The organism is Cryobacterium sp. TMN-39-2, assembly GCF_004402745.1.
Taxonomy (GTDB): domain Bacteria; phylum Actinomycetota; class Actinomycetes; order Actinomycetales; family Microbacteriaceae; genus Cryobacterium; species Cryobacterium zongtaii.
This window is the reverse complement of sequence record NZ_SOFX01000011.1, coordinates 370,954-392,797: the sequence shown is the minus strand read 5'-3', so window position 1 is coordinate 392,797 and position 21,844 is coordinate 370,954. Positions and strand designations below refer to the sequence as shown.

Sequence of the window (21,844 nt, the reverse complement as noted above, 5' to 3'; positions counted from 1 at the left end):
GAACGAGCTGCCCGGCTACAGCGGGGCAGCTCGTTCGTCTGTGTTGGCAACAACCTCTACAGGTTAGAACCAGTCGGACTCGCGCACTTCCTTCATCGCCGCACGGCGGTTTTCCTTGTCGAGCCGGTCCAGGTAGAGCAGCCCGTCGAGGTGGTCGGTCTCGTGCTGCAGAGCCTGCGCCATCAGGCCCTCGCCGGATACCGCGACGGGGTTGCCGTCCAGGTCGATGCCGGTAACCCTGGCGAACGGGTAGCGCTTGGTCGGGTACCACAGGCCGGGCACCGACAGGCAACCCTCGTCGACCATCGCCGGCTCCCCCGCCAGCTCCACCAGAACCGGGTTGAGGATATAGCCGATGTCCCCGTCGATGTTGTAGCTGAAGGCACGCAGGTTCACGCCGATCTGGGCCGCGGCAACGCCGGCCCGGCCCGGCAGCTTCACGCTGTCCACCAGGTCTTCGACGAGGCTGCGCACCCGGGCGTCGATGGTGCCGATCGGCTCTGAGCGGGTCTTGAGGACGGGATCGCCCAGCAGGCGGATCTGGCGTTCGGGCACGGGGAAACTCTCTTCGGGATGAACGGATGGATCAGATGAAACGGATGGAACGGATACGGTGCGAGGGAGTCAAGCGCGGCGCTCGGCCGGCAACCCTTCGACGACGAGGGCAGCGAGGGTACGCGCGGCCAGTCGGGTGATCGGCTTGAGGTCCTTGAAGGACACCACACTGCCGGCGGCCAACTGCGGGTCGTACGGGATCCGCACGATCTCGCGTACCCGGGACCGGAAGTGCGACTCGATCTCCTCGAGCTTGACCAGGTTGGTGCCCTGGGTCGCGGTATTGAGGGCGACGATGGCGTTGCGAACGAGTTCACCGTAACCGTTGGCCTCGAGCCAGGTCAGCGTTTCGGAGGCCAACCGGGCCTCATCGACACTGCCGCCGGACACGATCACGATGGAATCGGCGCGCTGCAGGGTCGCTCGCATGACCGAGTGCACGATCCCGGTGCCGCAGTCGGTCAGGACGATCGAGTAGAACCGGGCCGCCAGGTCGGCGACGACGTTGTAGTCGTTCTCGTCGAACGCCTCGGACAGGAGCGGGTCGGTGTCGCTGGCCAGGATGTCCAGACGGGTCTCGTCCCTGGATACCAACGCCGAGAAATCGGTGAAACCGCCGATGGAGGCGGCCTTGGTCACGACGTCGCGCACCGTCGACCTGGTCTGCTTGGAGACCCGTTCGCTCAGGGTGCCGCGGTCGGGGTTGGCGTCGACGGCGATGATGCGGTCTTCCCTGGCGTCGGCCATGGCCATCCCGAGCAGTGCGGTGACGGTGGTCTTCCCCACTCCGCCCTTGCGGGTGAGGATCGGGACGAACCTCGCGCCGCCCTCGAACTGCTTCTGGATGCGTTCGTCCATGGCCTGGTGCGCGCGCACGGCGGCCGAATCGCCCAGGTTGACCAGGTGGAAGGTGGCGTTGTAAACGAACCGGTTCCAGCTGCCGTTCGGCGGGCGCCGGGTCTTGCGGTTGATCTCCAGCAGCCGGTCGGAGGTGAGCATCGATGCGGATTCCGGGGCGACGGCATCCGTTCGGGTGCGGTCGCGCCGGCTGGCCGTTGCCGCGCTCGTGGGTCCGATGCTGCGGGACAGCGCTGCCGCTGCGGTGCCGCTCGCGCCCAGCGGAGCTGTGACGCCTCGCGCCGGCTGCGGGGTGACGATCTCGATGGTGTGAGTGCCGGGGTGTGCGCCCGCCATCGGGGTGGCCGGGTCGTGCGCGGCGCGGGGCGCGACAGCGGACCTGGGCAGGCCGGCGGCGCCGAGCGAGACGAAGCTCTCCGGCAGGGCGGCCGCGAGGTTGTCGAAGGTGTGCGGCGGGAGTTCGCTGTGGTACTCGTCACCCGGTCGCGCTCTGGCAGCGCCGGACACCGGCGACCCGGCCCCTGCCGGGGCCGGGCTCAGCTGGCCGTCGCCTTCATCGTGCGGTTGGGCATCGTCTGTCCGTCGATCTGTCACAGCAGACTCCTCGTTTTTTCGCGGGCCACGAATGCGCCCCAAATCAGGCCTCAGCCTAGCGTGGCCGCACCACTACGAGCAGGTCACCCGCGTCGACCTGCTGGGTGGCGGGGATCGCGACCCTTTCGACGACGCCGGCGATGGGCGAGGTGATGGCTGCTTCCATCTTCATGGCCTCGATCGAGGCGACGCTCTGGCCGGCGGTCACGTGGTCGCCATCGGCGACCTGCAGGGTGACCACACCGGAGAACGGTGCGGCGATCTGGCCGGGCTGGTTGGCGTCGGCCTTCTCGGCCGCCTTGCTGACCACCGCGATGCTGCGGTCACGCACGAAGACCGGACGCAGCTGCCCGTTGAGGATGGTCATGACGGTGCGCATGCCCTTCTCGTCGGCCTCGCCGATCGCCTCGAGCCCGACGTAGAGCCGCACACCCTTGTCGATCTCGACCGAGTGTTCGGTGCCCTGTCGCAGACCGTAAAGGTAGTCGACGGTGTCGACCACGGACAGGTCGCCGAAGAGTTCGCGGATCTGTTGGAAGGTCCGGGTGGGAGCCGGGAAGAGCAGCTGGTTGAGCATGGCGCGTCGAGTGGGGCTGTCGGCGTCGAGGGCGGTACGTTCCTCGTCGGTCAGCTCGGTCGTGCTCACCCGGATGCTGCGGCCCTCGAGCACCTTGCTGCGGAAGGGCTCCGGCCAGCCGCCCGGCAGGTCGCCGAGTTCGCCGGCCATGAAGCCCACCACGGAGTCCGGCACGTCGTACTTGGAAGGATTGGCTTCGAAATCGGCCGGGTCGGCGTTCACGGCCGCGAGGTACAGGGCCAGGTCACCGACGACCTTGGAGGACGGAGTCACCTTGGGCACGCGGCCCAGGATCTCGTTCGCTGCCGCGTACATGTCTTCGATGAGCTCGAAGTCATCGGCGAGGCCGAGCGCGATGGCCTGGGTGCGCAGGTTGGACAGCTGCCCGCCCGGGATCTCGTGCTTGTACACCCGGCCGGTGGGGGCGCGGAGGCCCGATTCGAAGGGGTGGTAGACCCGGCGCACGTCTTCCCAGTACGGCTCGAGGTCGCAGACGTTCTGCAGGGAGATGCCGGTGTCCCGTTCGGTGTGAGCGAGCGCGGCCACGAGGGAGGACGCCGACGGCTGGCTGGTGGTGCCGCCCATCGGGGCGCTGGCCACGTCCACGGCGTCGGCTCCGGCCTGGGAGGCCGCCAGCAGGGTCGCCAGCTGGCCGCCGGGGGTGTCGTGCGTGTGCACGTGCACCGGTAGGTCGAAGCGTTCGCGGAACGCGGTGACGAGCTTCGCGGCGGCGGCGGGCCGCAGCAGCCCGGCCATGTCCTTGATGGCCAGGATGTGCGCGCCGGACGCCACGATCTGGTCGGCGAGGCGCAGGTAGTAGTCGAGCGTGTAGAGGTCCTCGGCAGGGTCGAGCAGGTCGCCGGTGTAGCAGAGCGCCACCTCGGCAACGCTGTCGCCGGTGTTCAGCACGGCGTCGATGGCCGGGCGCATCTGGTTGACGTCGTTGAGAGCGTCGAAGATGCGGAAGATGTCAACACCTGAATCGCTGGCCTCGCGGACGAACGCATCCGTCACCTCGGTGGGGTACGGGGTGTAGCCCACGGTGTTGCGGCCGCGCAGCAGCATCTGGATGTTGATGTTCGGCAGGGCCTCGCGCAGGGCGCCGAGACGCTCCCACGGGTCTTCGCCGAGGAAGCGGAGGGCCACGTCGTAGGTGGCACCGCCCCAGGCCTCGACCGAGAGCAGTTCGGGGGTGAGCCTCGCCACGTAGGGAGCCACGGCGACGAGGTCCTTGGTGCGCACCCGGGTGGCCAGCAGCGACTGGTGGGCGTCACGGAAGGTCGTGTCGGTGACGGCCAGCGCCGTTTGGGCGCGCAAGGCGCTGGCGAAGCCGACCGGGCCGAGCAGCTGCAGCTTCTGCCGCGAACCCTCCGGCGCCGGAATGGACAGGTCGAGCTTGGGCAGCTTCTCTGCGGGGTTCAGCAGGGTCAGGGGCACACCGTTGGGCTGGTTCACGGTGACGTCGGCGAGCCAGTTGAGGATCTTCGTGCCGCGGTCCTTGGAAGCCCGGCCACGCAGCAGCTGCGGACGCTCGTCGATGAAGGAGGTGCTCAGGTCGCCGTTGGCGAAGTCGGGGTCTTCCAGCACGGCCTGCAGGAAGGCGATGTTGGTGGAGACGCCGCGGATGCGGAACTCGGCCAGCGCGCGCTTGGAGCGGGTGACGGCGGACGCGTAGTCGCGGCCGCGGCAGGTGAGCTTGGCGAGCATCGAGTCGAAGTGCGGGCTGATCTGCGCGCCGGGGTTGATGGTTCCGCCGTCCAGGCGGATGCCGGCGCCTCCGGGCGAGCGGTAAGTGGTGATCTTGCCGGTGTCCGGGCGGAATCCCGCGGTGGGGTCCTCTGTGGTGATGCGGCACTGCAGGGCGAAGCCACGCAGTTTGATCGTGTCCTGGCCCAGGCCGAGGTCGGCCAGGGTCTCCCCCGCGGCGATGCGGATCTGGGACTGCACGAGGTCGACGTCGGTGACTTCCTCGGTCACGGTGTGCTCCACCTGGATGCGCGGGTTCATCTCGATGAACACGTGCTGGCCGGCGCGTTCGCCGACGGTGTCGAGCAGGAATTCGACGGTGCCGGCGTTGACGTAACCGATCGACCTGGCGAAGGCCACGGCGTCGGCGTGCAGTCGCTGACGGATTTCCTCCGGCAGGTTGGGGGCCGGTGCGATCTCGATGACCTTCTGGTGGCGGCGCTGCACCGAGCAGTCGCGCTCGAACAGGTGCACGGTCTCGCCCGTGGCGTCCGCAAGGATCTGCACCTCGATGTGGCGGGGCCGCAGCACGGCCTGCTCGAGGAACATGGTGGGGTCACCGAAGGCGCTGTTGGCCTCGCGCATGGCCTCTTCGAGGGAACCGCGCAGGTCGGCCATGGAGGCGACGCGGCGCATGCCGCGTCCACCGCCGCCGGCGACGGCCTTGGCGAAGATGGGGAAGCCGATCTCCTCTGCGGCCGCGATGAGCTCCTCGACGTCTCGCGACGGCGCGCTGGACTTGAGGACGGGCACACCGGCAGCGATGGCGTGTTCCTTGGCGGTGACCTTGTTGCCGGCCATCTCGAGCACGTGCGAGCCCGGCCCGATGAAGGTGATGCCGGCGGCCTTGGCCGCTTCGGCGAGCTCGGGGTTCTCGGAGAGGAATCCGTAGCCGGGGTAGATGGCGTCTGCGCCGCTCTCCTTGGCCACCCGGATGATCTCGGACACATCGAGGTAGGCGCGGACGGGGTGTCCGGGTTCGCCGATCTCGTAAGCCTCGTCGGCCTTCAGCCTGTGCAGTGAATTGCGGTCTTCGAACGGGAAGACGGCGACGGTTTTCGCGCCCAGTTCATAGGCGGCGCGGAACGCGCGGATTGCTATCTCTCCACGGTTGGCGACGAGGATTTTGGTGAACATAGAGACCTTTCGATCCGGGAGCGGCACACAGCTGACGGTTAGGTTCTCTAAGACTAGTGAAGGTAACGTATCTACTTGTGCACGTACTTAGCGTTAGCTCCCTCAAGGGAGGGGTAGGCAAGACCACGGTAACCCTTGGTCTGGCTTCTGCCGCCTTCGCCCGCGGTGTTCGGACCCTCGTGGTCGACCTCGATCCGCAATCAGATGTCTCTACCGGGCTCGACATCCAGCTCGCCGGCCACCTCAATGTCGCCGACGTGCTGGCTTCGCCGAAGGAAAAAGTCGTTCGGGCCGCCATCGCGCCCAGCGGCTGGACCCGCGGTCGCCCCGGCACGATCGACGTCATGATCGGCAGCCCCTCCGCCATTAATTTCGACGGCCCGCACCCCAGCATCCGGGACATCTGGAAGCTCGAGGAGGCCCTCTCCACGGTGGAGAAGGACTACGACCTCGTGCTGATCGACTGTGCCCCCTCGCTGAACGCGCTCACCCGCACCGCGTGGGCCGCCAGCGACCGGGTTGCCGTGGTCACCGAGCCCGGCCTGTTCTCGGTGGCCGCCGCCGACCGTGCCCTGCGCGCGATCGAGGAAATCCGTCGTGGCCTCAGCCCCCGACTGCAGCCGTTGGGCATCATCGTCAACCGCGCCCGCACCGCGTCACTGGAGCACCAGTTCCGGATCAAGGAACTGCGCGACATGTTCGGACCGCTGGTGCTCAGCCCGCAGCTTCCGGAGCGCACCAGCCTGCAGCAGGCCCAGGGCGCCGCGAAGCCCCTGCACACCTGGCCGGGCGACAGTGCCCAGGAGATGGCGCACTACTTCGACCAGCTGCTGGACCGGGTCCTGCGCACCGCACGCATCGGCGAGTACGCGGAAGTCCCCGCGCGCTAAGAGCTCTCGAGCTGTGAGAAAAGCCCCGAAACGCGAGCGTTTTCGGGGCTTTTCTCACAGTTCGTGCGGCTAGGAGACCTTGCGGGAGACGCGACGGGCGGCGAGCTCGTCGGACGGGTCGGCCGTCTGGGTGTCGAGTTCGACGAGGGTGGTTTCCACCTCGCGCAGGACCTTGCCGACGGCGATGCCGAAGACACCCTGGCCGCGGCTGACGAGGTCGATGACCTCGTCGTTGGAGGTGCAGAGGTAGACGCTGGCGCCGTCGCTCATGAGGGTGGTCTGGGCCAGGTCGTTGACGCCAGATTCGCGCAGCTGGTTGACCGCGGTGCGGATCTGCTGCAGGGAGATGCCGGTGTCGAGCAGACGTTTGACGAGCTTGAGTACCAGGATGTCGCGGAAGCCGTAGAGCCGCTGCGAGCCGGAGCCGGCCGCGCCGCGAACCGTGGGCTCCACGAGTTCGGTGCGGGCCCAGTAGTCGAGCTGGCGGTAGCTGATACCCGCGGCGCGCGCCGCGACGGCACCCCGGTAGCCGGAGTTCTCGTCGAGCTCGGGCATCCCGTCGGTGAAGAGCAGCCCCTGACCGTACCGAGACGAATCATCTCGGGGATTGAGTTCACTCATACAGAACGCCTCTCGGGGTGGATGCGAACCTTCAGGCCGCACTTCAACGTTAGCGAGACCGACGGCCCCTACCGATGACATCCGCCCGAACGTGTCGGCGTGTCGAGAGAACGCTGGTTCTCGGTGCGTTGAACTTTCAGTCTACGACTTATTTGGTCAGGCGGCCCAGGGCGGAGCGGATCAGGCTGCCACGGATCACTTCGAGCTGCCCGGCGATCTCCACGGCCATTTCGGCCGCCTTGGCGCGGCTGGAGGCGTCTTTGCGGCGGGCCAGCGGAACCAGGGCGCTCTCGATCAGGCCGAGCTCGCGTTCGGCCGCACCGCGGAAGCCGCGGAGGTGCCTGGGTTCGATCCCGCTCTGCTGCAGGTCGACCAGGGCGCGGAGCACCTTGAGGGCGTCGTCGCCGTAGTGTTCGGCCGGCACGATGATCGACGCGGTGACGGCGTCGTGCAGAAGAGTGGAGGAGGCTCCGGACTCGCGCAGGAGGTCCTCGCGGGTGAAGCGTCGCGCGATCACGAGCATGCTCGGACCGGGTGCCCCGCCGCCGGGAAGAACCGGTGACAGGCCCGCGTCGAGGTCGTCGAGGTAGGCGCGGATCACCTTCAGCGGCAGGTAGTGGTCGCGCTGCATCGACAGGATCAGGCGCAGCCTGTCAACGTCGCCGCCGTTGAACTTGCGGTAGCCGGACTCCGTGCGTGCCGGGGAGACAAGCCCCTGTTCCTCAAGGAACCGCAGTTTGGACGGGGTCAGGTCCGGGAATTCCGGTGTCAACCGGGCCAGGACCTGGCCGATACTCAAGAGTGACGTCGCGCCCGGCAGTCTGGCCTGGGCGGAGGACGCCGACACTAGTCGCTCGCCAGGTGAACGAGGTCGAGCCGCGAGGCGTAGAACGTGAGGCGGAATTTGCCGACCTGAACTTCGGATCCGTCGGTGAGGACGGCCAGGTCGATGCGTTCGCCGTCAAAATAGGTGCCGTTGAGCGATCCCAGGTCTTTCACCTGGAAGATGCGGCCGTTGCGCAGGAATTCGGCATGGCGACGCGACACCGTGACGTCATCGAGGAAGATGTCGGCATTCGGGTGTCGTCCCACCGTGGTGACATCGGCATCCAGGAGGAAACGCGCACCCGAATTGGGACCGCGGCGCACCACCAGGAGGGCTGACCCTGAGGGCAGCGCCGCAATGGCCTCCTGCTCCTCGACGGTGACGTTGGCGTCGAGCGCGGCCAAGGACGCCGCGAACTCCTGGCTGAACGTCATCGTCGTGTCGACGTTGCCCGTGGCATTCTCAGGCGCCACCTTACGCACGGGTTCTTTCTTGTCGTCGGGATCGACCACGGTGCACCTCCTACTGGGTAAATCGTATCGGATGGAACGGACCTTCAAGCGCGCGGAAGCCGAATCACCCGAACCGTTTCAATCGCGTAGATGGCCCCGGCCCACCAGTAGAGGTAGGCACCCCAGAGACCGAACGCCCAGCCGACGGGCTGCGACCACCAGGACAGCTCGGGGAACGCCTGGCCGAGCATGATCATCGGGAGGGCATAAAAGAGGCAGAACGTGGCCACCTTGCCCAGCTGATGCACAGGAAGCGGGCCGAAACCATGGTTGGCCAGCACAACTCCCAAGCCGAGCAGGAACACATCGCGACCGACGACGACGGCAACGATCCACCACGGCACCAGATCGCGAAAGGCGAGCCCGACGAGTGCGGCAAAGATGTAGAGCCGGTCCGCGGCCGGGTCGAGCAGTTGGCCGAGCCGGGTGATCTGGTTGAACCTTCGCGCGATCACGCCATCGAGGTAGTCGGTGAGGCTGGCCACCGCGAGGACCAGGAGCGCCCAGGCGTCCTCACCGCGCACCAGCAGGGTGAGGAAGACCGGGACGAGCGCCAGTCGCAGGAAACTGAGCACATTCGGGACCGTCAGCACCCTGGAGCTGAGGTGAGGTGGAACGGGCCCGGTCACGACACGAGTCTATCGAGCGGCCACGGAAGAGGCTCAGGCTTCTTTCCTGGCGGCGGGCTTCTTCGTGGCGGCCTTGGTCTTGGGGGCACCGGTCTTGGTTGCTGCCGTCTTGGTTGCTGCGGTCTTGGCGGCACCGGTCTTGGCGGCACCGGTCTTGGCGGCACCGTCCCCGGACCGGCTGCGGTCGACGCTGCGGCGCAGCGCCTCCATCAGGTCGAGCACCTCTCCCCCGCCGGCCTCCTCGTCGGCACCGCCGAAAGTGGCCTCGGTGTCGATCGCGTCACCCTTCTCGAGCTTCTCTTCGATGAGGCGGCGCAGTTGGGCCTGGTACTCATCGGTGTAGTCGCCCGGGCTGAAATCGGCGGCGAAGGAGTCCACCAGGGCCGCGGAGAGGTCCAGCTCCCGGTCGGAGATCTTCACGGCCTGCTCAAGCGCCGGGAACTCGGCCACCCGCACCTCGTCGTCCCAGAGCAGGGTCTGCAGCATCAGAACGCCGTCGCGCACCCGGAGTGCGGCGAGCCGCGTTTTCTGCCGCAACGCGAAGTGCACGATGGCGGTGCGGTCGGTCTGCTCCAGGGTGCGCCGCAGCAGCACGTAGGCCTTGGGCGAGGAACCGTCTGGCTCGAGGAAGTAACTGCGGTCGAACATGATCGGGTCGAGCTGGTCGCTGGGCACGAATTCGACGACGTCGATCTCGCGGCTGCGTTCCTCTGGCAGGGACTTGAGGTCGGCATCGGTGATCACGACGGTCTTGTCGCCGTCGGTGAAGGCCTTGTCGATGTGCGCGTAGTCGACGACCTTGCCGCAGACCTCACAGCGGCGCTGGTAGCGGATGCGTCCGCCGTCAGCGTCGTGCACCTGGTGCAGTTCGACGTCGTGGTCTTCGGTGGCGCTGTAGACCTTGACCGGCACGTTGACCAGCCCGAACGTGATGGCGCCCTTCCAGATTGATCGCATCGTTCGTCCTCCAGAGCCCAGTACACACCCGTCCTATGGGGTGAGGCTAGACCGGTGGGCGGGCGTGGAGCAAGCTGGGCACATGGTGACTGGCGCGGGGGCTGCGGGGAATGGCGCTGTGAGCGCCGACGGCGCTCAGCGGGAGGTCGTGACGGTGGGTGGCCGCCGGGTCACCCTCACCCATCTGGACAAAGTGATGTACCCGGAGACCGGCACCACCAAGGCCGACATCCTGGGCTACTACGCGGCGGTCGCGGATGCGCTCATCCGCCATGCGCGGGACCGGCCGGCGACCCGCAAGCGCTGGGTGCACGGCGTGGGCACGCCCCAGGAGCCCGGGCAGGTGTTCTTCCAGAAGAACCTGGCCGAGGGCACGCCGGACTGGGTGGAGCGCCGGGAACTCGCTCACAAGGCGCGCACCACCGTGTACCCGCTGGTGAACGATCTGGCCACCCTCACCTGGCTCGCCCAGATCGGCACCCTGGAGATCCACGTGCCGCAGTGGCGGTTCGACGTGGCGGGCGCCCCGGCCCGCCCCGACCGGCTGGTGCTGGACCTGGACCCCGGCGAGGGCGTCGGCCTCGCCGAGTGCGCGGAGGTGGCCCGGTGGGCCAGGGCCCTGCTGCTGGACATGGGCCTGGACACCCTGCCGGTGACCAGTGGGAGCAAGGGCATCCACCTGTATGCGGCGCTGGACGGCAGCCACACCTCTGAGCAGGTGGGCCAGGTCGCGCATGAACTCGCGCGGGCGTTGGAAGCGGACCATCCAGGAGAGGTGCTCAGCGCGATGACCCGGTCGCTGCGGGACGGGAAGGTCTTCGTGGACTGGAGCCAGAACAGCGCGAACAAGACCACTATCGCGCCGTACAGCCTGCGCGGACTGCTGCGGCCGCTGGTGGCGGCACCGCGAACCTGGCGGGAGCTGGAGTCGCCCGGACTGGAGCAGCTGGATTACCGGCAGGTGCTGAAGCGACTGGAACGACGCCCCGACCTGCTGGGCCCGGTGGCGGACGCCATCGACGCGGGCGCCGGCTCGGCCTCACGGACCGACGAGGACCGCCTGCACCAGTACCGCAGCAAGCGCGACGCCCGGCGCACCCCTGAGCCCGTGCCGACGGCGACACCGCCCGCGCCCGCCGGTGGTGGCGGGGCATCGTTTGTGATCCAGGAGCACCACGCCAGGGCCCTGCACTTCGACCTGCGCCTGGAACAGGGCGGCGTGCTGGTCTCGTGGGCGCTGCCCAAGGGCGTGCCCGCCGACCCCACCCACAACCACCTGGCCGTGCACACCGAGGATCACCCGCTGGAGTATCTCGAGTTCCAGGGTGATATTCCGGCGGGAGAGTACGGCGCCGGCACCATGTCGATCTGGGATTCCGGCACCTATTCGCTGCAGAAATGGCGGGACGATGAGGTGATCGTCACCCTGCACGGCAAACCGGACGGCGGTCTGGGCGGTGCCGAACACGAGTTCGCGCTCATCCGGACCGGCGGTGCGGAGTCACGCAACTGGCTGATCCACCTGATGAAACCGAAACGACCGGTACCGGCCGGCGGGGGTCCTACCGAGGCCCGATACTCCCCCATGCTCGCCAGGCTGGGCAGCCTGCGCGAGCTGTCTGCGGAGTCCGACTGGGCCTACGAGATGAAGTGGGATGGCATCCGGATGCTGGCCTACCTCGACGGCGGCGGGAAGGTGCGCTTCCTCACCCGGAACGGCAACGACGTCACGGCATCCTTCCCCGAGCTCGTGGACGACCTGCGAACGGCCGTGGGAACCGGCGGCGCCGTGCTCGACGGGGAGGTCGTGGCCCTGGACACCACAAACCGGCCCGACTTCTCACTGCTGCAGACCAGGCTCGGGCTCACCGATGAGGGTGATGTGCGCCGGGCGCAGCGGCGGGCCCCCGTGCACTATTTCGTCTTCGACCTGCTCGAGAACGACGGCGCTGCTCTGGTCGACCAGCCGTACGCGGAGCGCCGGGCGGCCTTGGAGGCCGGTGTGACGGCCACCGGAACCGTGCAGGTGCCGCCGTCCTTCTCCGGCGATGCCGCCACGGTGCTGGCCACCAGCCGGCAACTCGGCCTGGAGGGACTGATCGCCAAGGAGACCGGCAGTACCTACACGAGCGGACGCCGCACCGACCGGTGGGTGAAGATCAAACACGTCAGGGCACAGGAGGTCGTGATCGGCGGCTGGCGGCCCGGAAACGGGCACCGCGGCGACACCTTCGGCTCGCTTCTCGTGGGCGTGCCGACGGCCGGCGACACAGCCCGTCTGCGGTACGCCGGGCGGATCGGCACCGGCTTTCGCGACCGCGACCTGACCAGCCTGCGCCGCCGGCTCGACGAGCTGCCCACGACGGACACCCCGTTCGACGACGTTCCGTCGGAGGAGGCGTCCGACGCCGTGTGGGTGCGCCCGGTGCTCGTGGGCGAAGTGGAGTTCGCCGGGTGGACACCGGCCGGCCGGCTGCGGCACCCGAGCTGGCGGGGCCTGCGCCCAGACAAAGCGCCCAATGATGTGGTGCTCGACGAGGCGATGCCGGCGGACGCGGCGCCGGATGCCGCGGCGCGGGATGCCGCGGTGCCGGAGGGGACGGCGCCCCGATGACCGCCGCCGCATCCGCCCTGCTGGTGTGCCTGAGCCTGTGTGGGGCCGCCATCGCCACAACCTGGCTGCTATCGGTTCTGACCCGGGAGTACTCCTGGGTGGACCGGGGCTGGTCGGTGCTGCCGCCGGTCTATCTGTGGGTGTTCGCCGTCACTGGCGGGCTCACCGATCCCCGGCTGGTCGTCATGGCCGTGCTCGGCACGCTGTGGGGCCTGCGACTGACCTTCAATTTCGCGCGGAAGGGCGGCTACCGGCCCGGCGGGGAGGACTATCGGTGGGTGGCGCTGGGGCGCAGGATGAGCCGGCGCCAGTTCGCCCTGTTCAACCTGGCGTTCATTTCCGGCTACCAGAACCTGTTGCTGCTGCTCATCACCCTGCCCGCGTGGATCGGGCTGCAGCACCCACAGACACCGTTCGGCGCCGCCGACCTGGTCGCCACCGTGCTGTTCCTCGCCTTCCTCGCCGGGGAAACCGTGGCCGATCAGCAGCAGTGGGACTTCCAACGCTCCCGCACCGTGCTCCGTGCGCGGGGCGGGGCCGACCCGGGGTTTCTGCGGAGCGGACTCTTCGGGTTCTCCAGGCATCCGAACTACTTCTGCGAGATCGCCCAGTGGTGGGTGATCGCCGGCTTCGGCGCCATCGCCGCCGGCACCTGGCTGCAGCCGGGTGCACTCGGCGCGGTGTTGCTGACCCTGCTCTTCGCGGGATCCACCGCCTTCACCGAGAGCATCTCGGTCTCCAGGCATCCCGGCTATCGGGCCTATCAGCGCGAGGTCTCCGCCCTCGTGCCGTGGCCGCCGCGCCGACCGGCGCCCGACTCGGTGGGCGCATCCGCCGGCGACGGCCCGGTCAGACCAGGCGGTCCCTGAGCGCGGGCCAGCTGGCCGCGAAACCCGGATGCAGCGGCAGCTGCTGCACCTCGGCCGGCGCCACCCAGCGCAGTGCGATGCTCTCGGTGTCACTGATGATCGGGTCGAACGGTTCCAGCGCCCGGACGACCACCGTGGTGTACGACCAGAAGCCGAGGTCGACCACCGAACTGAAGCTCAGCCTGAGCAGGTGCGCGGGAACACCGGCCTCTTCGCCGGCCTCCCGGATCGCGGCGTCGAGGGCGCTCTCGTTCTCGTGCCTGGCGCCGCCCGGGACTCCCCAGGTGTCGCCCTGATGGCTCCACAGGGCACGGTGCTGCAGAAGGACACCGAGGTCCGGATGGTGCACGAGCAGACCGGCCGCCCCGTACCGGCCCCAGAACCTGGCACCGTCGGGGCCGTAGACCCACGCATCACCGCTCCCGCTCATAACTCAAGCATGCCGCACCCGCCAGGGAACATCATCCGCTCGCCGGGTAAGATCGAGCCAGGCGGACACCTCGCCGCCCCTCCCAAAGGACTTACGAGCATGACCTCTTCCACCCCCGCCCCCGCACTCGACGCCGCCGGCCTCGCCCGCTATATCGACCACACCCTGCTGAAGCCCGAGGCCACCCAGGCCGACGTGGCCGGCCTCATCGCCGAGGCCGTTGAGCTCGGCGTCTACTCGGTCTGCGTGTCGCCGTCGATGTTGCCGCTGACCCTTCCCGCGGATGCCGACCTCAAGGTCGCCGTGGTCTGCGGTTTCCCGAGCGGCAAGCACGCCAGCTCGATCAAGGCTGCCGAGGCCGCTCTGTCGGTGTCGCAGGGCACCGACGAGGTGGACATGGTCATCGACATCGGTGCGGCCAAGGCCGGCCGGTTCGATCTCGTCGAAGCCGACATCAGCGCCGTGCGCGCCGAGATCCCCGCACCCCTGATCCTCAAGGTGATCATCGAGTCCGCCGCCCTCACCGACGACGAGATCGTCGGCGTCTGCCGCGCGGCCGTGGCCGCGGGCGCCGATTTTGTCAAGACCTCTACAGGGTTCCACCCTGCCGGCGGCGCCACCGTGCACGCCGTGCGCCTGATGCGCGAAACCGTCGGCGATGCCCTCGGCGTCAAGGCCTCCGGCGGCGTGCGCAGCCACGCCGACGCCCTCGCCATGATCGAGGCCGGCGCGAGCCGTCTCGGCGTGTCCGGCAGCAAGGCCGTGCTCTCCGGCGCAGCCGTCGAGGCGTCGGCCAACCCCGCAGCCTACTAGCGGCACCCGGGCCTGACCCCGCCACGAACGTCACGGCGCGGGTTAGCCCCGGCGGCACGTGGTAGTCGCGGCGGCCTGCGGTCCAACCCGGGCCGTCGGAAATACCACGTGCCGCGAGGAACAACCTGTGCCGTCGGAGACGACCCGTGCCGAAGGCACCATCCGACAGGGGTCAGAAGGCGGGCGGCTAGACCGAGACGATGGTGTGCACGGGTGCGTCGCCGATACGGCTACGACCGTCGAGCTCGGCCAGTTCGAGCACCACGCCGACACCGATCGTCAGGTAGCCGGCCCGTTCGATGAGGCGCGCGGTGGCCGCGACGGTGCCGCCGGTGGCCAGCACATCATCCACGATGAGCACCCGGGACCCGGCGGGCAGCTGCCCGACCTCCAGTTCGAGGCGTGCCGAGCCGTACTCCAGGTCGTACTCCTCCGTCAGCACCGTGCCGGGGAGCTTTCCGCCCTTGCGCACCGCGAGGACCGCGCACTGGGCGGCGTAACCGATGCCGGCCGCGAGCAGGAACCCACGGGCCTCGATGCCGGCCACGGCGTCGAACTGGCCCCGGTAGCGCTCACTCAGGTCGTCGATGATCGCTCGGAAGGCCACGGCATCGGCGAAAACCGGGTTGAGGTCACGGAACAGGATCCCGGGTTGGGGGAAGTCCGGATACGAGGCGAGGAGGGTGTGCACGTGCTGGGCGGCGGGAATAATCACGTACTCAAGGGTACCGCCCGGTTTCCTCGCCCCTCGGCCACCAGCAGCCGCCGCAACCCGCGAGTCAGGGTGCGGTGGGGGCGTCGGTGTCGGGCGCGGCCGAGTCGGCCGGCTCGTCCATCGCTCCGCTGAGCTCGTCGAGGAAACGCACCACGGCGAGCTGCTCCGGCGCGGTGAGCTTCTCGGCGGCGGCCAGCATCCGCTGGTGTGCCGCTCCCAGGGTGCGCCGCATCTCGTCGTGAGCGCGCCGGGTAGCGTGCAGCACCTGCGCACGCCGGTCGCTGGGGTGCGGCTCCCGGCGCAGCCGACCGGATGCCTCCAGCCGCGAGAGCAGCTTGGCCGTGGCGGCCGAGGTGATGCCGAGAACGGCGCTGAGGTCCTTCGGGCCGATCGGCTCCGAGCGCTCCTCCGCCGCGATCAGGTGCCGCAGGGCGACCAGGTCGGAGTCGTTCATGTCCATGTCGGAGCGCGCCCGGATGCGCATCGCCACGTCGGCCGCGCGGAACCTGCGCACGGCGCGGAGCACGTCGACCGCGGTGACCCGCTCCGGGCCGGCACCGGAGGCGGCATCCGGGTACCAGTACGCGTCGGAACCGACTCGACTCGGCTCCGCGGCGGGTACGACGGCTGGAGGCATAGGCACCATGCTAGCCTCGAATATCGCTAACTCGGTTAGGTACTTTTTCGGGTATCTTGGCTGCACGAGAGGAAGTCCCGTGATGCACACAGCAGAACACACGATCGAATTCGACACCATCGAATCTCGGCACGCCGCCCCTGCCGACGATCTGGTCGTTCTGCTGGACGAGGAGGGTCGCGAGATCGGCACCGCCGCCAAGAGCAGCGTGCACGGCGCCGACACCTCCCTGCACCTGGCGTTCTCCTGCTACGTCTTCAACGATCGCGGTGAGGTCCTGGTGACCCGGCGGGCACTGACCAAGAAGACCTGGCCCGGCGTCTGGACCAACTCCTTCTGCGGCCACCCGGCCCCGGCCGAGACTCTCACCGACGCCGTGCACCGGCGCGCCGACTTCGAACTCGGCCTCGACATCGACCGCATAGACCTGGCCCTGCCCCTGTTTCGCTACCGCGCGACCGACAGCAGCGGCATCGTCGAGAACGAGGTGTGCCCGGTCTACCTGGCGCGGGCATCCGCGGATCCGGTGCCCAACCCCGACGAGGTCATGGAATTCACCTGGACCCAGCCCGAGACCCTGCGGCGCTCGGTGCTGGCCAGTCCGTTCGCTTTCAGTCCCTGGATGGTGTTGCAGATGCGCGAACTGGAGACCTTTCGTGCATGAGATCGCGACGCTGGGCGTCGAAACCGAACTGCACAGGTTTTTCGCCGCGGCCCGGTTGCGCGCCAGCGACTACGGCGACCACTACGTCGCGCTCTGGGATTCCCTGGACCAGGCCAGCCGCGGCGGCAAAAGGGTCCGGCCCGCCCTGGTGCTGGCCGCCTACGACGGCTTCGGCGGCACCGACCGCACCCTGTCCACACCCGTCGCGGTGAGCTTCGAGCTCCTGCACACGGCGTTCCTGATCCACGACGACGTGATCGACCGCGACCTGTCCCGCCGCGGGATGGCCAACATCGCCGGCCGGTTCACCGAACGTGCCATCGCGCACGGTGCGGCAACCGGGCAGGCCGAGGCATGGGCCGCCACAGCGGCCATCCTCGCCGGCGACCTGGCCCTGAGCGAGGCGCATCGCGCTCTGGCCCTGCTGCCGGTGCCCGCCGAACTGCGCGGCCGGCTGCTCGATCTGCTCGACCGGGCCGTGTTCGTCTCCGCAGCCGGCGAACTCGCGGATGTGACCAACACCGTCAGCCGGGACCCCCTCACGATCGACCAGGTCGTCACCACGCTCGAACACAAAACGGCGATCTACTCCTTCGAGGCTCCCCTGCAGGCCGGCGCGGTCCTGGCCGGCGCGCCGGAGGAGGCCATCGACGCCCTCGGCCGGTTCGGCCGCCTGATCGGTGTCGCCTTCCAGCTCACCGACGACCTGCTGGGCGTGTTCGGCGACCCCGCCAGCACCGGCAAGAGCGTTCTCGCGGACCTCCGCGAGGGCAAGCAGACCGCCCTGATCGCGCACGCCGGCGCCACCGACCGGTGGCCCCTGATCGCGCCGTTCCTGGGCAAGGACGACCTCACCGAGGCCGAGGCCGAACTGGTGCGCGGGCACCTCCGCGACTGCGGAGCCCCTGACACCGCGGATGCTCTCGCCCGAGAGTACGCCAGCCGTGCGGTTGAGGCCCTGCAGGGCCCGCTCATGCCCAACGAGCTGCGCGCCACCCTCACCCAGCTCGCCCTCAGCGCCGTGACGCGGCAGAAATGAGCCGCGACACGGCCGGTTCCCTGGTCGGCGCGGAGACTACGGGCCTGGACAGCTACAACGCCGCCGCGCTGGCCAGCGCGAATACGGTGATCGCCCAGTACTCCACCTCGTTCGGCCTGGCCGCCCGACTGCTCGCCCCGGCCCGGCGCGACGAGGTGCGCAGCATTTACGCGCTCGTGCGCATCGCCGACGAAATTGTCGACGGCGCCGCCAGCGGGGCAGGCATCGACCTGGCCGGACAGCGCGAGCTGCTCGATGATCTCGAGCACGAAACCGAACGCGCGATGGCGCGCGGCTTCAGCACCAACCTGGTGGTGCACGCGTTCGCCGTCACCGCCCGCCGGGTCGGCATCGACCCGGCCCTGACCCGCCCGTTCTTCTCCTCGATGCGTCGAGACCTCGACCCGGCCCCGTTCACCGAGGCGGGTGTCGCCGAGTACATCTACGGGTCCGCGGAGGTCGTCGGGCTGATGTGCCTGCGCAGCTTTCTGCGCGAGTCCCCCCGGACACCGCAGGAGCAGGCCGTCCTCGAACACGGTGCCCGCAGCCTCGGCGCCGCGTTCCAGAAGGTGAATTTTCTGCGCGATCTGGCCGCCGACCGGGATGCGCTGGGGCGCAACTACTTCCCGGGTATCGACCTCACCCGGCTCACCGAACCGCAGAAGAACCTGCTGCTGGACGACATGGATGCCGACCTCGACGCGGCCGCGCGGGTGCTGCCGCTCCTGCCTCCTGGAAGCCGCCGCGCCGTCACCGCCGCCCACCGGCTGTTTGCCCGGTTGTCTGCGAAACTGCGGGAGACACCCGCCCAGAGTTTGATGAGCACCCGCGTTCGGGTGCCGGATCCGGAGAAACTGATGATCGCCCTCTCGTCCTCGCTCGGCCCGCAGGCGTGGCGACGGTGAGCGGCCAAACCGGCCAGACCCGCCCCGCCCCGACCAGAACAGCGCCGGCCGGACACGCGCCGACCAGGACAGTGGTGATCGGGGGCGGCATCGCGGGCCTGGCCAGCGCGGCACTCCTGGCCAGGGAGGGCCACCAGGTCACCCTGCTGGAGGCCCACGACACGCTCGGCGGCCGGGCCGGCTTCTGGGAGGCCGAAGGTTTCCGCTTCGAGACCGGTCCGTCCTGGTACCTCATGCCGGAGGTGTTCGAGCACTTCTACCGGCTGATGGGCACGAGCGCGGCCGAGCAGCTGCAGCTGACCCGCCTCGACCCCGGCTATCGGGTGTTCTTCGAATCGGACACCGAGCCCGTGGATGTGCGCGCGGAGCGGGCCGACAACATCCGTCTGTTCGAGAGCCTCGAACCCGGTGCCGGTGCCCGCTTGGAGAAGTACCTGGCCAGCGCCAAGGAAACCTACGACATGGCCGTGGACAGGTTCCTGTACACGAGCTTTGCCTCCTTCAAGCCCCTGCTGGTGCAAGACGTGCTCTCCAGGATGGGCCGGCTCGGCCGCCTCCTGCTGCAGCCGCTGGATAAATTCGTTGCCGGCTACTTCCGCGACCCGCGCATCCGCCAGATCCTCGGCTACCCGGCTGTGTTCCTCGGCTCCTCGCCCGACCGGACCCCGTCGATGTACCACCTGATGAGCCACCTCGACCTGGCCGACGGTGTGCTCTACCCGCAGGGCGGCTTCAGCCGGCTCATCCAGAGCATCGTGGATCTGGCCCGCGCGGAGGGCGTCACCATCGAAACCGGTGCCACCGTGCAGGCCATCCGCAGCGGGCCCACCCCTGCCGGCCGGCGCGCCAAGGCCGCCGTCGAGGGTGTCACCTACACCAACGCGGCCGGTGCGACGGTGCGACTGGATGCCGATCTGGTCGTCTCGGCCGCCGACCTGCACCACACCGAAACCGAGCTGGTCGAACCGGCCAAGCAGACCTACCCGGAGCGCTGGTGGCAGAAGCGCACCTCGGGCCCCGGCGCCGTGCTGGTGCTGCTCGGCGTGAGCGGCGAGCTGCCCAAGCTCGCTCATCACACCCTGTTCTTCACCGAGGACTGGGCCGACAATTTCGACCGCATCTTCGGCAAGGAGACCTCGGTGCCCAACCCGGCGTCGTTCTACGCCTGCCTGCCGAGCGCTACCGACCCCGGGGTGGCGCCCGACGGTGCCAGCAACATGTTCCTGCTCATCCCGGTGCCCGCCGACACCGGCATCGGCCACGGTGGCATCGATGGCGCCGGTTCGGCCGGTGTCGAGGGCATCGCGGATGCCGCGATCGGCCAGCTGGCCGAGTGGGCCGGCATCCCCGACCTCGCCGAGCGCATCCTGGTGCGGCGCACCATCGGGCCGGCCGACTTCGCCGACGACCTCAACTCGTGGAAGGGCGGGGCGCTGGGACCGGCGCATACCCTCAAGCAGAGCGCGTTCTTCCGCGGAACCAATGTGTCCAAGCACATCGACGGCCTGTACTACGCCGGTGGCACCACCATCCCCGGCATCGGCCTGCCGATGTGCCTGATCAGCGCCGAGATCCTGCTCAAGCGGATTCGTGGGGACGTGAGCACCGGGCCGTTGCCCGAGCCCCTGGCCGCCGTTCTGCACTGATGCTGGGTTTCGCGTATCTGCTTGCCCTGCTGGTGTCGCTGACCGGGATGGTCGTGCTCGACCGCCGGTTCGGCCTGTTCTTCTGGCGGACGCCCCGCGCCGCGGCCGTCGTGCTCGCGGCGGGGGTGCTGTTCTTCCTGGCCTGGGACCTGGTCGGGATCGGTACCGGCATCTTCTACCGCGGCGAGACCGTCTTCATGACCGGTCTGCAGGTGGCCCCCGAGCTGCCGATCGAAGAGGTCTTCTTCCTGACCTTCCTCTGCTACCTGTTCATGAATGCCCTGCAGGGCGCGCGGATGCTGCTGGAGCGGCGGCGACCCGCGTGAGCTACCTGACGCTGAACGCGATCTTCCTCGGCCTCGCGGTGCTGGCGGCTGCCGCGGCCCTGTGGCGGCGGCCGGCCTCCAGACGGCTCTACGCCGCATCCGGGCTCGCCCTGGTCGCTGTGCTCGTGCTCACCGCGGTCTTCGATAACATCATGATCGGGGTGGGGCTCGTCGCGTACGACCCGGCCCTGATCTCCGGAGTGTTCGTGGGAATCGCGCCAGTGGAAGACTTTGCGTATCCGGTGGCAGCGGCCCTGCTGCTTCCGGCCGTCTGGTCGCTGCTCGGCGGCGACACCCGGCCGCCCATACGCCGCCGGACCACCCCACGATCGGAGCAGGACGAATGACCGAGTCGATTCCCCCCACCGGCGCCGCGGCGACCGGACTCGGCCACACCTTTCGGCAGGTGCTGCTGTCGTCCCGCCCGCTGAGCTGGATCAACACGGCCTTCCCGTTCGCCGCCGCCTACGTCGTCACGACGGGCCGCATCGACGCGCTGCTGGTGGTGGGGACCCTGTTTTTCCTGATTCCCTACAACCTGCTCATGTACGGCATCAACGACGTCTTCGACTACGAATCCGACCTGCGCAACCCCCGGAAGGGCGGCGTCGAGGGGGCCATGCTCGAACAGAGCCTGCACCGCACGGTGCTGATCTCGGGCGTCGCGACGGCGGTGCCGGTACTCCTGCTGATGCTCGTGCTCGCCGGCGCGAACCCCGGGTCCTGGCTGGTGCTGATGATCAGCCTCTTCGCCGTGGTCGCGTACTCGGCACCCGGGCTGCGCTTCAAGGAACGGCCGGTGTTGGACTCGGTCACCTCGAGCATCCACTTCGTGAGCCCGGCAGTGTACGGGCTCGCCGTAGCGGGCGCCCTAGTCACGCCAGACCTCGTCGCGATGCTGGCGGCGTTCTTCTTCTGGGGCATCGCCAGCCACGCCTTCGGTGCCGTGCAGGATGTCGAACCCGACCGGCAGGGCGGCATCAGCTCGATCGCGACGGCGTTCGGTGCCGCGCAGACCGTGCGCCTGGCCATCGGTTTCTGGCTGCTGGCCGGGGTGCTGATGCTGGTCACCGACTGGCCGGGGCCGCTCGCCGCATTGCTGGTGATCCCCTACGTTCTCGCCGCCTGGCCGTACCGGTCGATCAGCGACGCCGAGTCCGAACGGGCCAACAACGGCTGGAAACGGTTCCTGCGGCTGAACTTCTTCACAGGGTTCCTGGTGACCATGCTGCTCATCCTCTGGGTCGTGCTGCGCTGACCCTGAGCCCTGGCCCGCGTAGAGTC

The 21,844-nt window shown here is 68.8% G+C and carries 22 protein-coding genes; 11 read left to right on the top strand and 11 right to left on the bottom strand.

Translation table 11 applies throughout. From position 1 onward, the window contains the following. Positions 1–63 precede the first annotated feature (63 nt). From def to E3O57_RS03950, 3 genes are all read right to left on the bottom strand, one after another. The gene (gene def / locus E3O57_RS03960; protein ID WP_103431702.1) at positions 64–555 is read right to left on the bottom strand and encodes a peptide deformylase; all 492 of its coding nucleotides are present in this window, start codon (positions 553–555) and stop codon (positions 64–66) included. A 69-nt stretch (positions 556–624) separates the two neighbouring features. Continuing rightward, positions 625–2,007 carry a MinD/ParA family protein gene (locus E3O57_RS03955; protein ID WP_241990294.1) on the bottom strand — a complete coding sequence of 461 codons (1,383 nt, stop codon included), beginning with the start codon at positions 2,005–2,007 and terminating at the stop codon, positions 625–627. Positions 2,008–2,062: 55 nt separating this feature from the next. Next, positions 2,063–5,467: a pyruvate carboxylase gene (locus tag E3O57_RS03950; protein ID WP_088456042.1), complete on the bottom strand. Its 3,405-nt coding sequence runs from the start codon at positions 5,465–5,467 to the stop codon at positions 2,063–2,065. Between the two features lie 77 nt (positions 5,468–5,544). On the opposite strand from E3O57_RS03950, the gene E3O57_RS03945 reads away from it, so the two are divergent. Continuing rightward, positions 5,545–6,357, top strand: coding sequence for a ParA family protein (locus E3O57_RS03945; RefSeq protein WP_088456041.1), 813 nt, complete (start codon positions 5,545–5,547; stop codon positions 6,355–6,357). 69 nt (positions 6,358–6,426) lie between these two features. On the opposite strand, the gene E3O57_RS03940 is transcribed toward E3O57_RS03945, so the two are convergent. From E3O57_RS03940 to E3O57_RS03920, 5 genes are all read right to left on the bottom strand, one after another. Continuing rightward, complete coding sequence (locus E3O57_RS03940) at positions 6,427–6,978, bottom strand: MerR family transcriptional regulator (protein ID WP_088456040.1); 552 nt, start codon at positions 6,976–6,978, stop codon at positions 6,427–6,429. 148 nt (positions 6,979–7,126) lie between these two features. Next, on the bottom strand, positions 7,127–7,825 hold the full coding sequence (locus tag E3O57_RS03935; protein ID WP_088456039.1) for a MerR family transcriptional regulator: 699 nt from the start codon (positions 7,823–7,825) through the stop codon (positions 7,127–7,129). Continuing rightward, complete coding sequence (locus tag E3O57_RS03930; protein WP_088457974.1) at positions 7,825–8,238, bottom strand: FHA domain-containing protein; 414 nt, start codon at positions 8,236–8,238, stop codon at positions 7,825–7,827. The genes E3O57_RS03935 and E3O57_RS03930 overlap by 1 nt, the downstream gene beginning before the upstream one ends. Before the next feature lie 122 nt (positions 8,239–8,360). Next, complete coding sequence (locus E3O57_RS03925; RefSeq protein WP_241990293.1) at positions 8,361–8,945, bottom strand: CDP-alcohol phosphatidyltransferase family protein; 585 nt, start codon at positions 8,943–8,945, stop codon at positions 8,361–8,363. Positions 8,946–8,978: 33 nt separating this feature from the next. Next, a complete protein-coding gene (locus E3O57_RS03920) occupies positions 8,979–9,902 on the bottom strand; it encodes a Ku protein (protein WP_103479151.1) in 924 nt (307 codons plus the stop codon). Between the two features lie 82 nt (positions 9,903–9,984). On the opposite strand from E3O57_RS03920, the gene E3O57_RS03915 reads away from it, so the two are divergent. Both E3O57_RS03915 and E3O57_RS03910 read left to right on the top strand, forming a co-directional pair. Next, positions 9,985–12,516, top strand: a complete 2,532-nt coding sequence (locus E3O57_RS03915; protein WP_103479150.1) for an ATP-dependent DNA ligase — start codon at positions 9,985–9,987, stop codon at positions 12,514–12,516. Continuing rightward, positions 12,513–13,385, top strand: a complete 873-nt coding sequence (locus tag E3O57_RS03910) for a DUF1295 domain-containing protein (RefSeq protein ID WP_103479149.1) — start codon at positions 12,513–12,515, stop codon at positions 13,383–13,385. The genes E3O57_RS03915 and E3O57_RS03910 overlap by 4 nt, the downstream gene beginning before the upstream one ends. Here the strand turns inward: E3O57_RS03910 and E3O57_RS03905 are convergent. Beyond that, positions 13,366–13,815, bottom strand: a complete 450-nt coding sequence (locus E3O57_RS03905; RefSeq protein WP_088456035.1) for an NUDIX domain-containing protein — start codon at positions 13,813–13,815, stop codon at positions 13,366–13,368. The genes E3O57_RS03910 and E3O57_RS03905 overlap by 20 nt on opposite strands. A 99-nt stretch (positions 13,816–13,914) precedes the next feature. Here E3O57_RS03905 and deoC point away from each other — a divergent pair, with 99 nt between their 5' ends. Next, positions 13,915–14,628, top strand: a complete 714-nt coding sequence (gene deoC / locus E3O57_RS03900) for a deoxyribose-phosphate aldolase (RefSeq protein ID WP_103460635.1) — start codon at positions 13,915–13,917, stop codon at positions 14,626–14,628. Between the two features lie 187 nt (positions 14,629–14,815). Here the strand turns inward: deoC and E3O57_RS03895 are convergent, their stop codons facing one another. Together E3O57_RS03895 and E3O57_RS03890 are read right to left on the bottom strand one after the other, a co-directional pair. Further along, positions 14,816–15,343, bottom strand: a complete 528-nt coding sequence (locus tag E3O57_RS03895; protein WP_088456033.1) for an adenine phosphoribosyltransferase — start codon at positions 15,341–15,343, stop codon at positions 14,816–14,818. Positions 15,344–15,407: 64 nt separating this feature from the next. After that, on the bottom strand, positions 15,408–15,980 hold the full coding sequence (locus E3O57_RS03890; RefSeq protein ID WP_165787919.1) for a MarR family winged helix-turn-helix transcriptional regulator: 573 nt from the start codon (positions 15,978–15,980) through the stop codon (positions 15,408–15,410). Between the two features lie 82 nt (positions 15,981–16,062). On the opposite strand from E3O57_RS03890, the gene idi reads away from it, so the two are divergent. From idi to E3O57_RS03855, 7 genes are read left to right on the top strand one after another with little or no spacing between them, the layout of a single operon-like run. Further along, complete coding sequence (idi, locus tag E3O57_RS03885) at positions 16,063–16,644, top strand: isopentenyl-diphosphate Delta-isomerase (RefSeq protein ID WP_103460636.1); 582 nt, start codon at positions 16,063–16,065, stop codon at positions 16,642–16,644. Further along, positions 16,637–17,683: a polyprenyl synthetase family protein gene (locus E3O57_RS03880; protein ID WP_103479148.1), complete on the top strand. Its 1,047-nt coding sequence runs from the start codon at positions 16,637–16,639 to the stop codon at positions 17,681–17,683. Before idi ends, E3O57_RS03880 begins: the two co-directional genes overlap by 8 nt. Beyond that, on the top strand, positions 17,680–18,588 hold the full coding sequence (locus tag E3O57_RS03875; protein WP_103479147.1) for a squalene/phytoene synthase family protein: 909 nt from the start codon (positions 17,680–17,682) through the stop codon (positions 18,586–18,588). The genes E3O57_RS03880 and E3O57_RS03875 overlap by 4 nt, the downstream gene beginning before the upstream one ends. After that, on the top strand, positions 18,585–20,234 hold the full coding sequence (crtI, locus tag E3O57_RS03870; RefSeq protein ID WP_370289801.1) for a phytoene desaturase family protein: 1,650 nt from the start codon (positions 18,585–18,587) through the stop codon (positions 20,232–20,234). Before E3O57_RS03875 ends, crtI begins: the two co-directional genes overlap by 4 nt. Beyond that, on the top strand, positions 20,234–20,560 hold the full coding sequence (locus tag E3O57_RS03865) for a lycopene cyclase domain-containing protein (RefSeq protein ID WP_370289800.1): 327 nt from the start codon (positions 20,234–20,236) through the stop codon (positions 20,558–20,560). The genes crtI and E3O57_RS03865 overlap by 1 nt, the downstream gene beginning before the upstream one ends. Beyond that, entirely contained in the window at positions 20,557–20,907 is a 351-nt protein-coding gene (locus E3O57_RS03860; protein ID WP_103460640.1) for a lycopene cyclase domain-containing protein, read from the top strand. Before E3O57_RS03865 ends, E3O57_RS03860 begins: the two co-directional genes overlap by 4 nt. After that, entirely contained in the window at positions 20,904–21,818 is a 915-nt protein-coding gene (locus tag E3O57_RS03855) for a prenyltransferase (protein ID WP_103479146.1), read from the top strand. Before E3O57_RS03860 ends, E3O57_RS03855 begins: the two co-directional genes overlap by 4 nt. The last annotated feature ends 26 nt before the right edge of the window (positions 21,819–21,844 follow it).

Excerpts from the sequence above, each read along its gene's own strand:
- E3O57_RS03915 (WP_103479150.1), top strand. The coding sequence starts at position 9,985 with ATGGTGACTGGCGCGGGGGCTGCGGGGAATGGCGCTGTGAGCGCCGAC.
- E3O57_RS03940 (WP_088456040.1), bottom strand. The coding sequence starts at position 6,978 with ATGAGTGAACTCAATCCCCGAGATGATTCGTCTCGGTACGGTCAGGGG.
- E3O57_RS03855 (WP_103479146.1), top strand. The coding sequence starts at position 20,904 with ATGACCGAGTCGATTCCCCCCACCGGCGCCGCGGCGACCGGACTCGGC.
- E3O57_RS03905 (WP_088456035.1), bottom strand. The coding sequence starts at position 13,815 with ATGAGCGGGAGCGGTGATGCGTGGGTCTACGGCCCCGACGGTGCCAGG.
- E3O57_RS03875 (WP_103479147.1), top strand. The coding sequence starts at position 17,680 with ATGAGCCGCGACACGGCCGGTTCCCTGGTCGGCGCGGAGACTACGGGC.
- E3O57_RS03950 (WP_088456042.1), bottom strand. The coding sequence starts at position 5,467 with ATGTTCACCAAAATCCTCGTCGCCAACCGTGGAGAGATAGCAATCCGC.
- E3O57_RS03910 (WP_103479149.1), top strand. The coding sequence starts at position 12,513 with ATGACCGCCGCCGCATCCGCCCTGCTGGTGTGCCTGAGCCTGTGTGGG.
- E3O57_RS03865 (WP_370289800.1), top strand. The coding sequence starts at position 20,234 with ATGCTGGGTTTCGCGTATCTGCTTGCCCTGCTGGTGTCGCTGACCGGG.
- idi (WP_103460636.1), top strand. The coding sequence starts at position 16,063 with ATGCACACAGCAGAACACACGATCGAATTCGACACCATCGAATCTCGG.
- deoC (WP_103460635.1), top strand. The coding sequence starts at position 13,915 with ATGACCTCTTCCACCCCCGCCCCCGCACTCGACGCCGCCGGCCTCGCC.
- E3O57_RS03920 (WP_103479151.1), bottom strand. The coding sequence starts at position 9,902 with ATGCGATCAATCTGGAAGGGCGCCATCACGTTCGGGCTGGTCAACGTG.
- E3O57_RS03890 (WP_165787919.1), bottom strand. The coding sequence starts at position 15,980 with ATGCCTCCAGCCGTCGTACCCGCCGCGGAGCCGAGTCGAGTCGGTTCC.
- E3O57_RS03930 (WP_088457974.1), bottom strand. The coding sequence starts at position 8,238 with ATGACGTTCAGCCAGGAGTTCGCGGCGTCCTTGGCCGCGCTCGACGCC.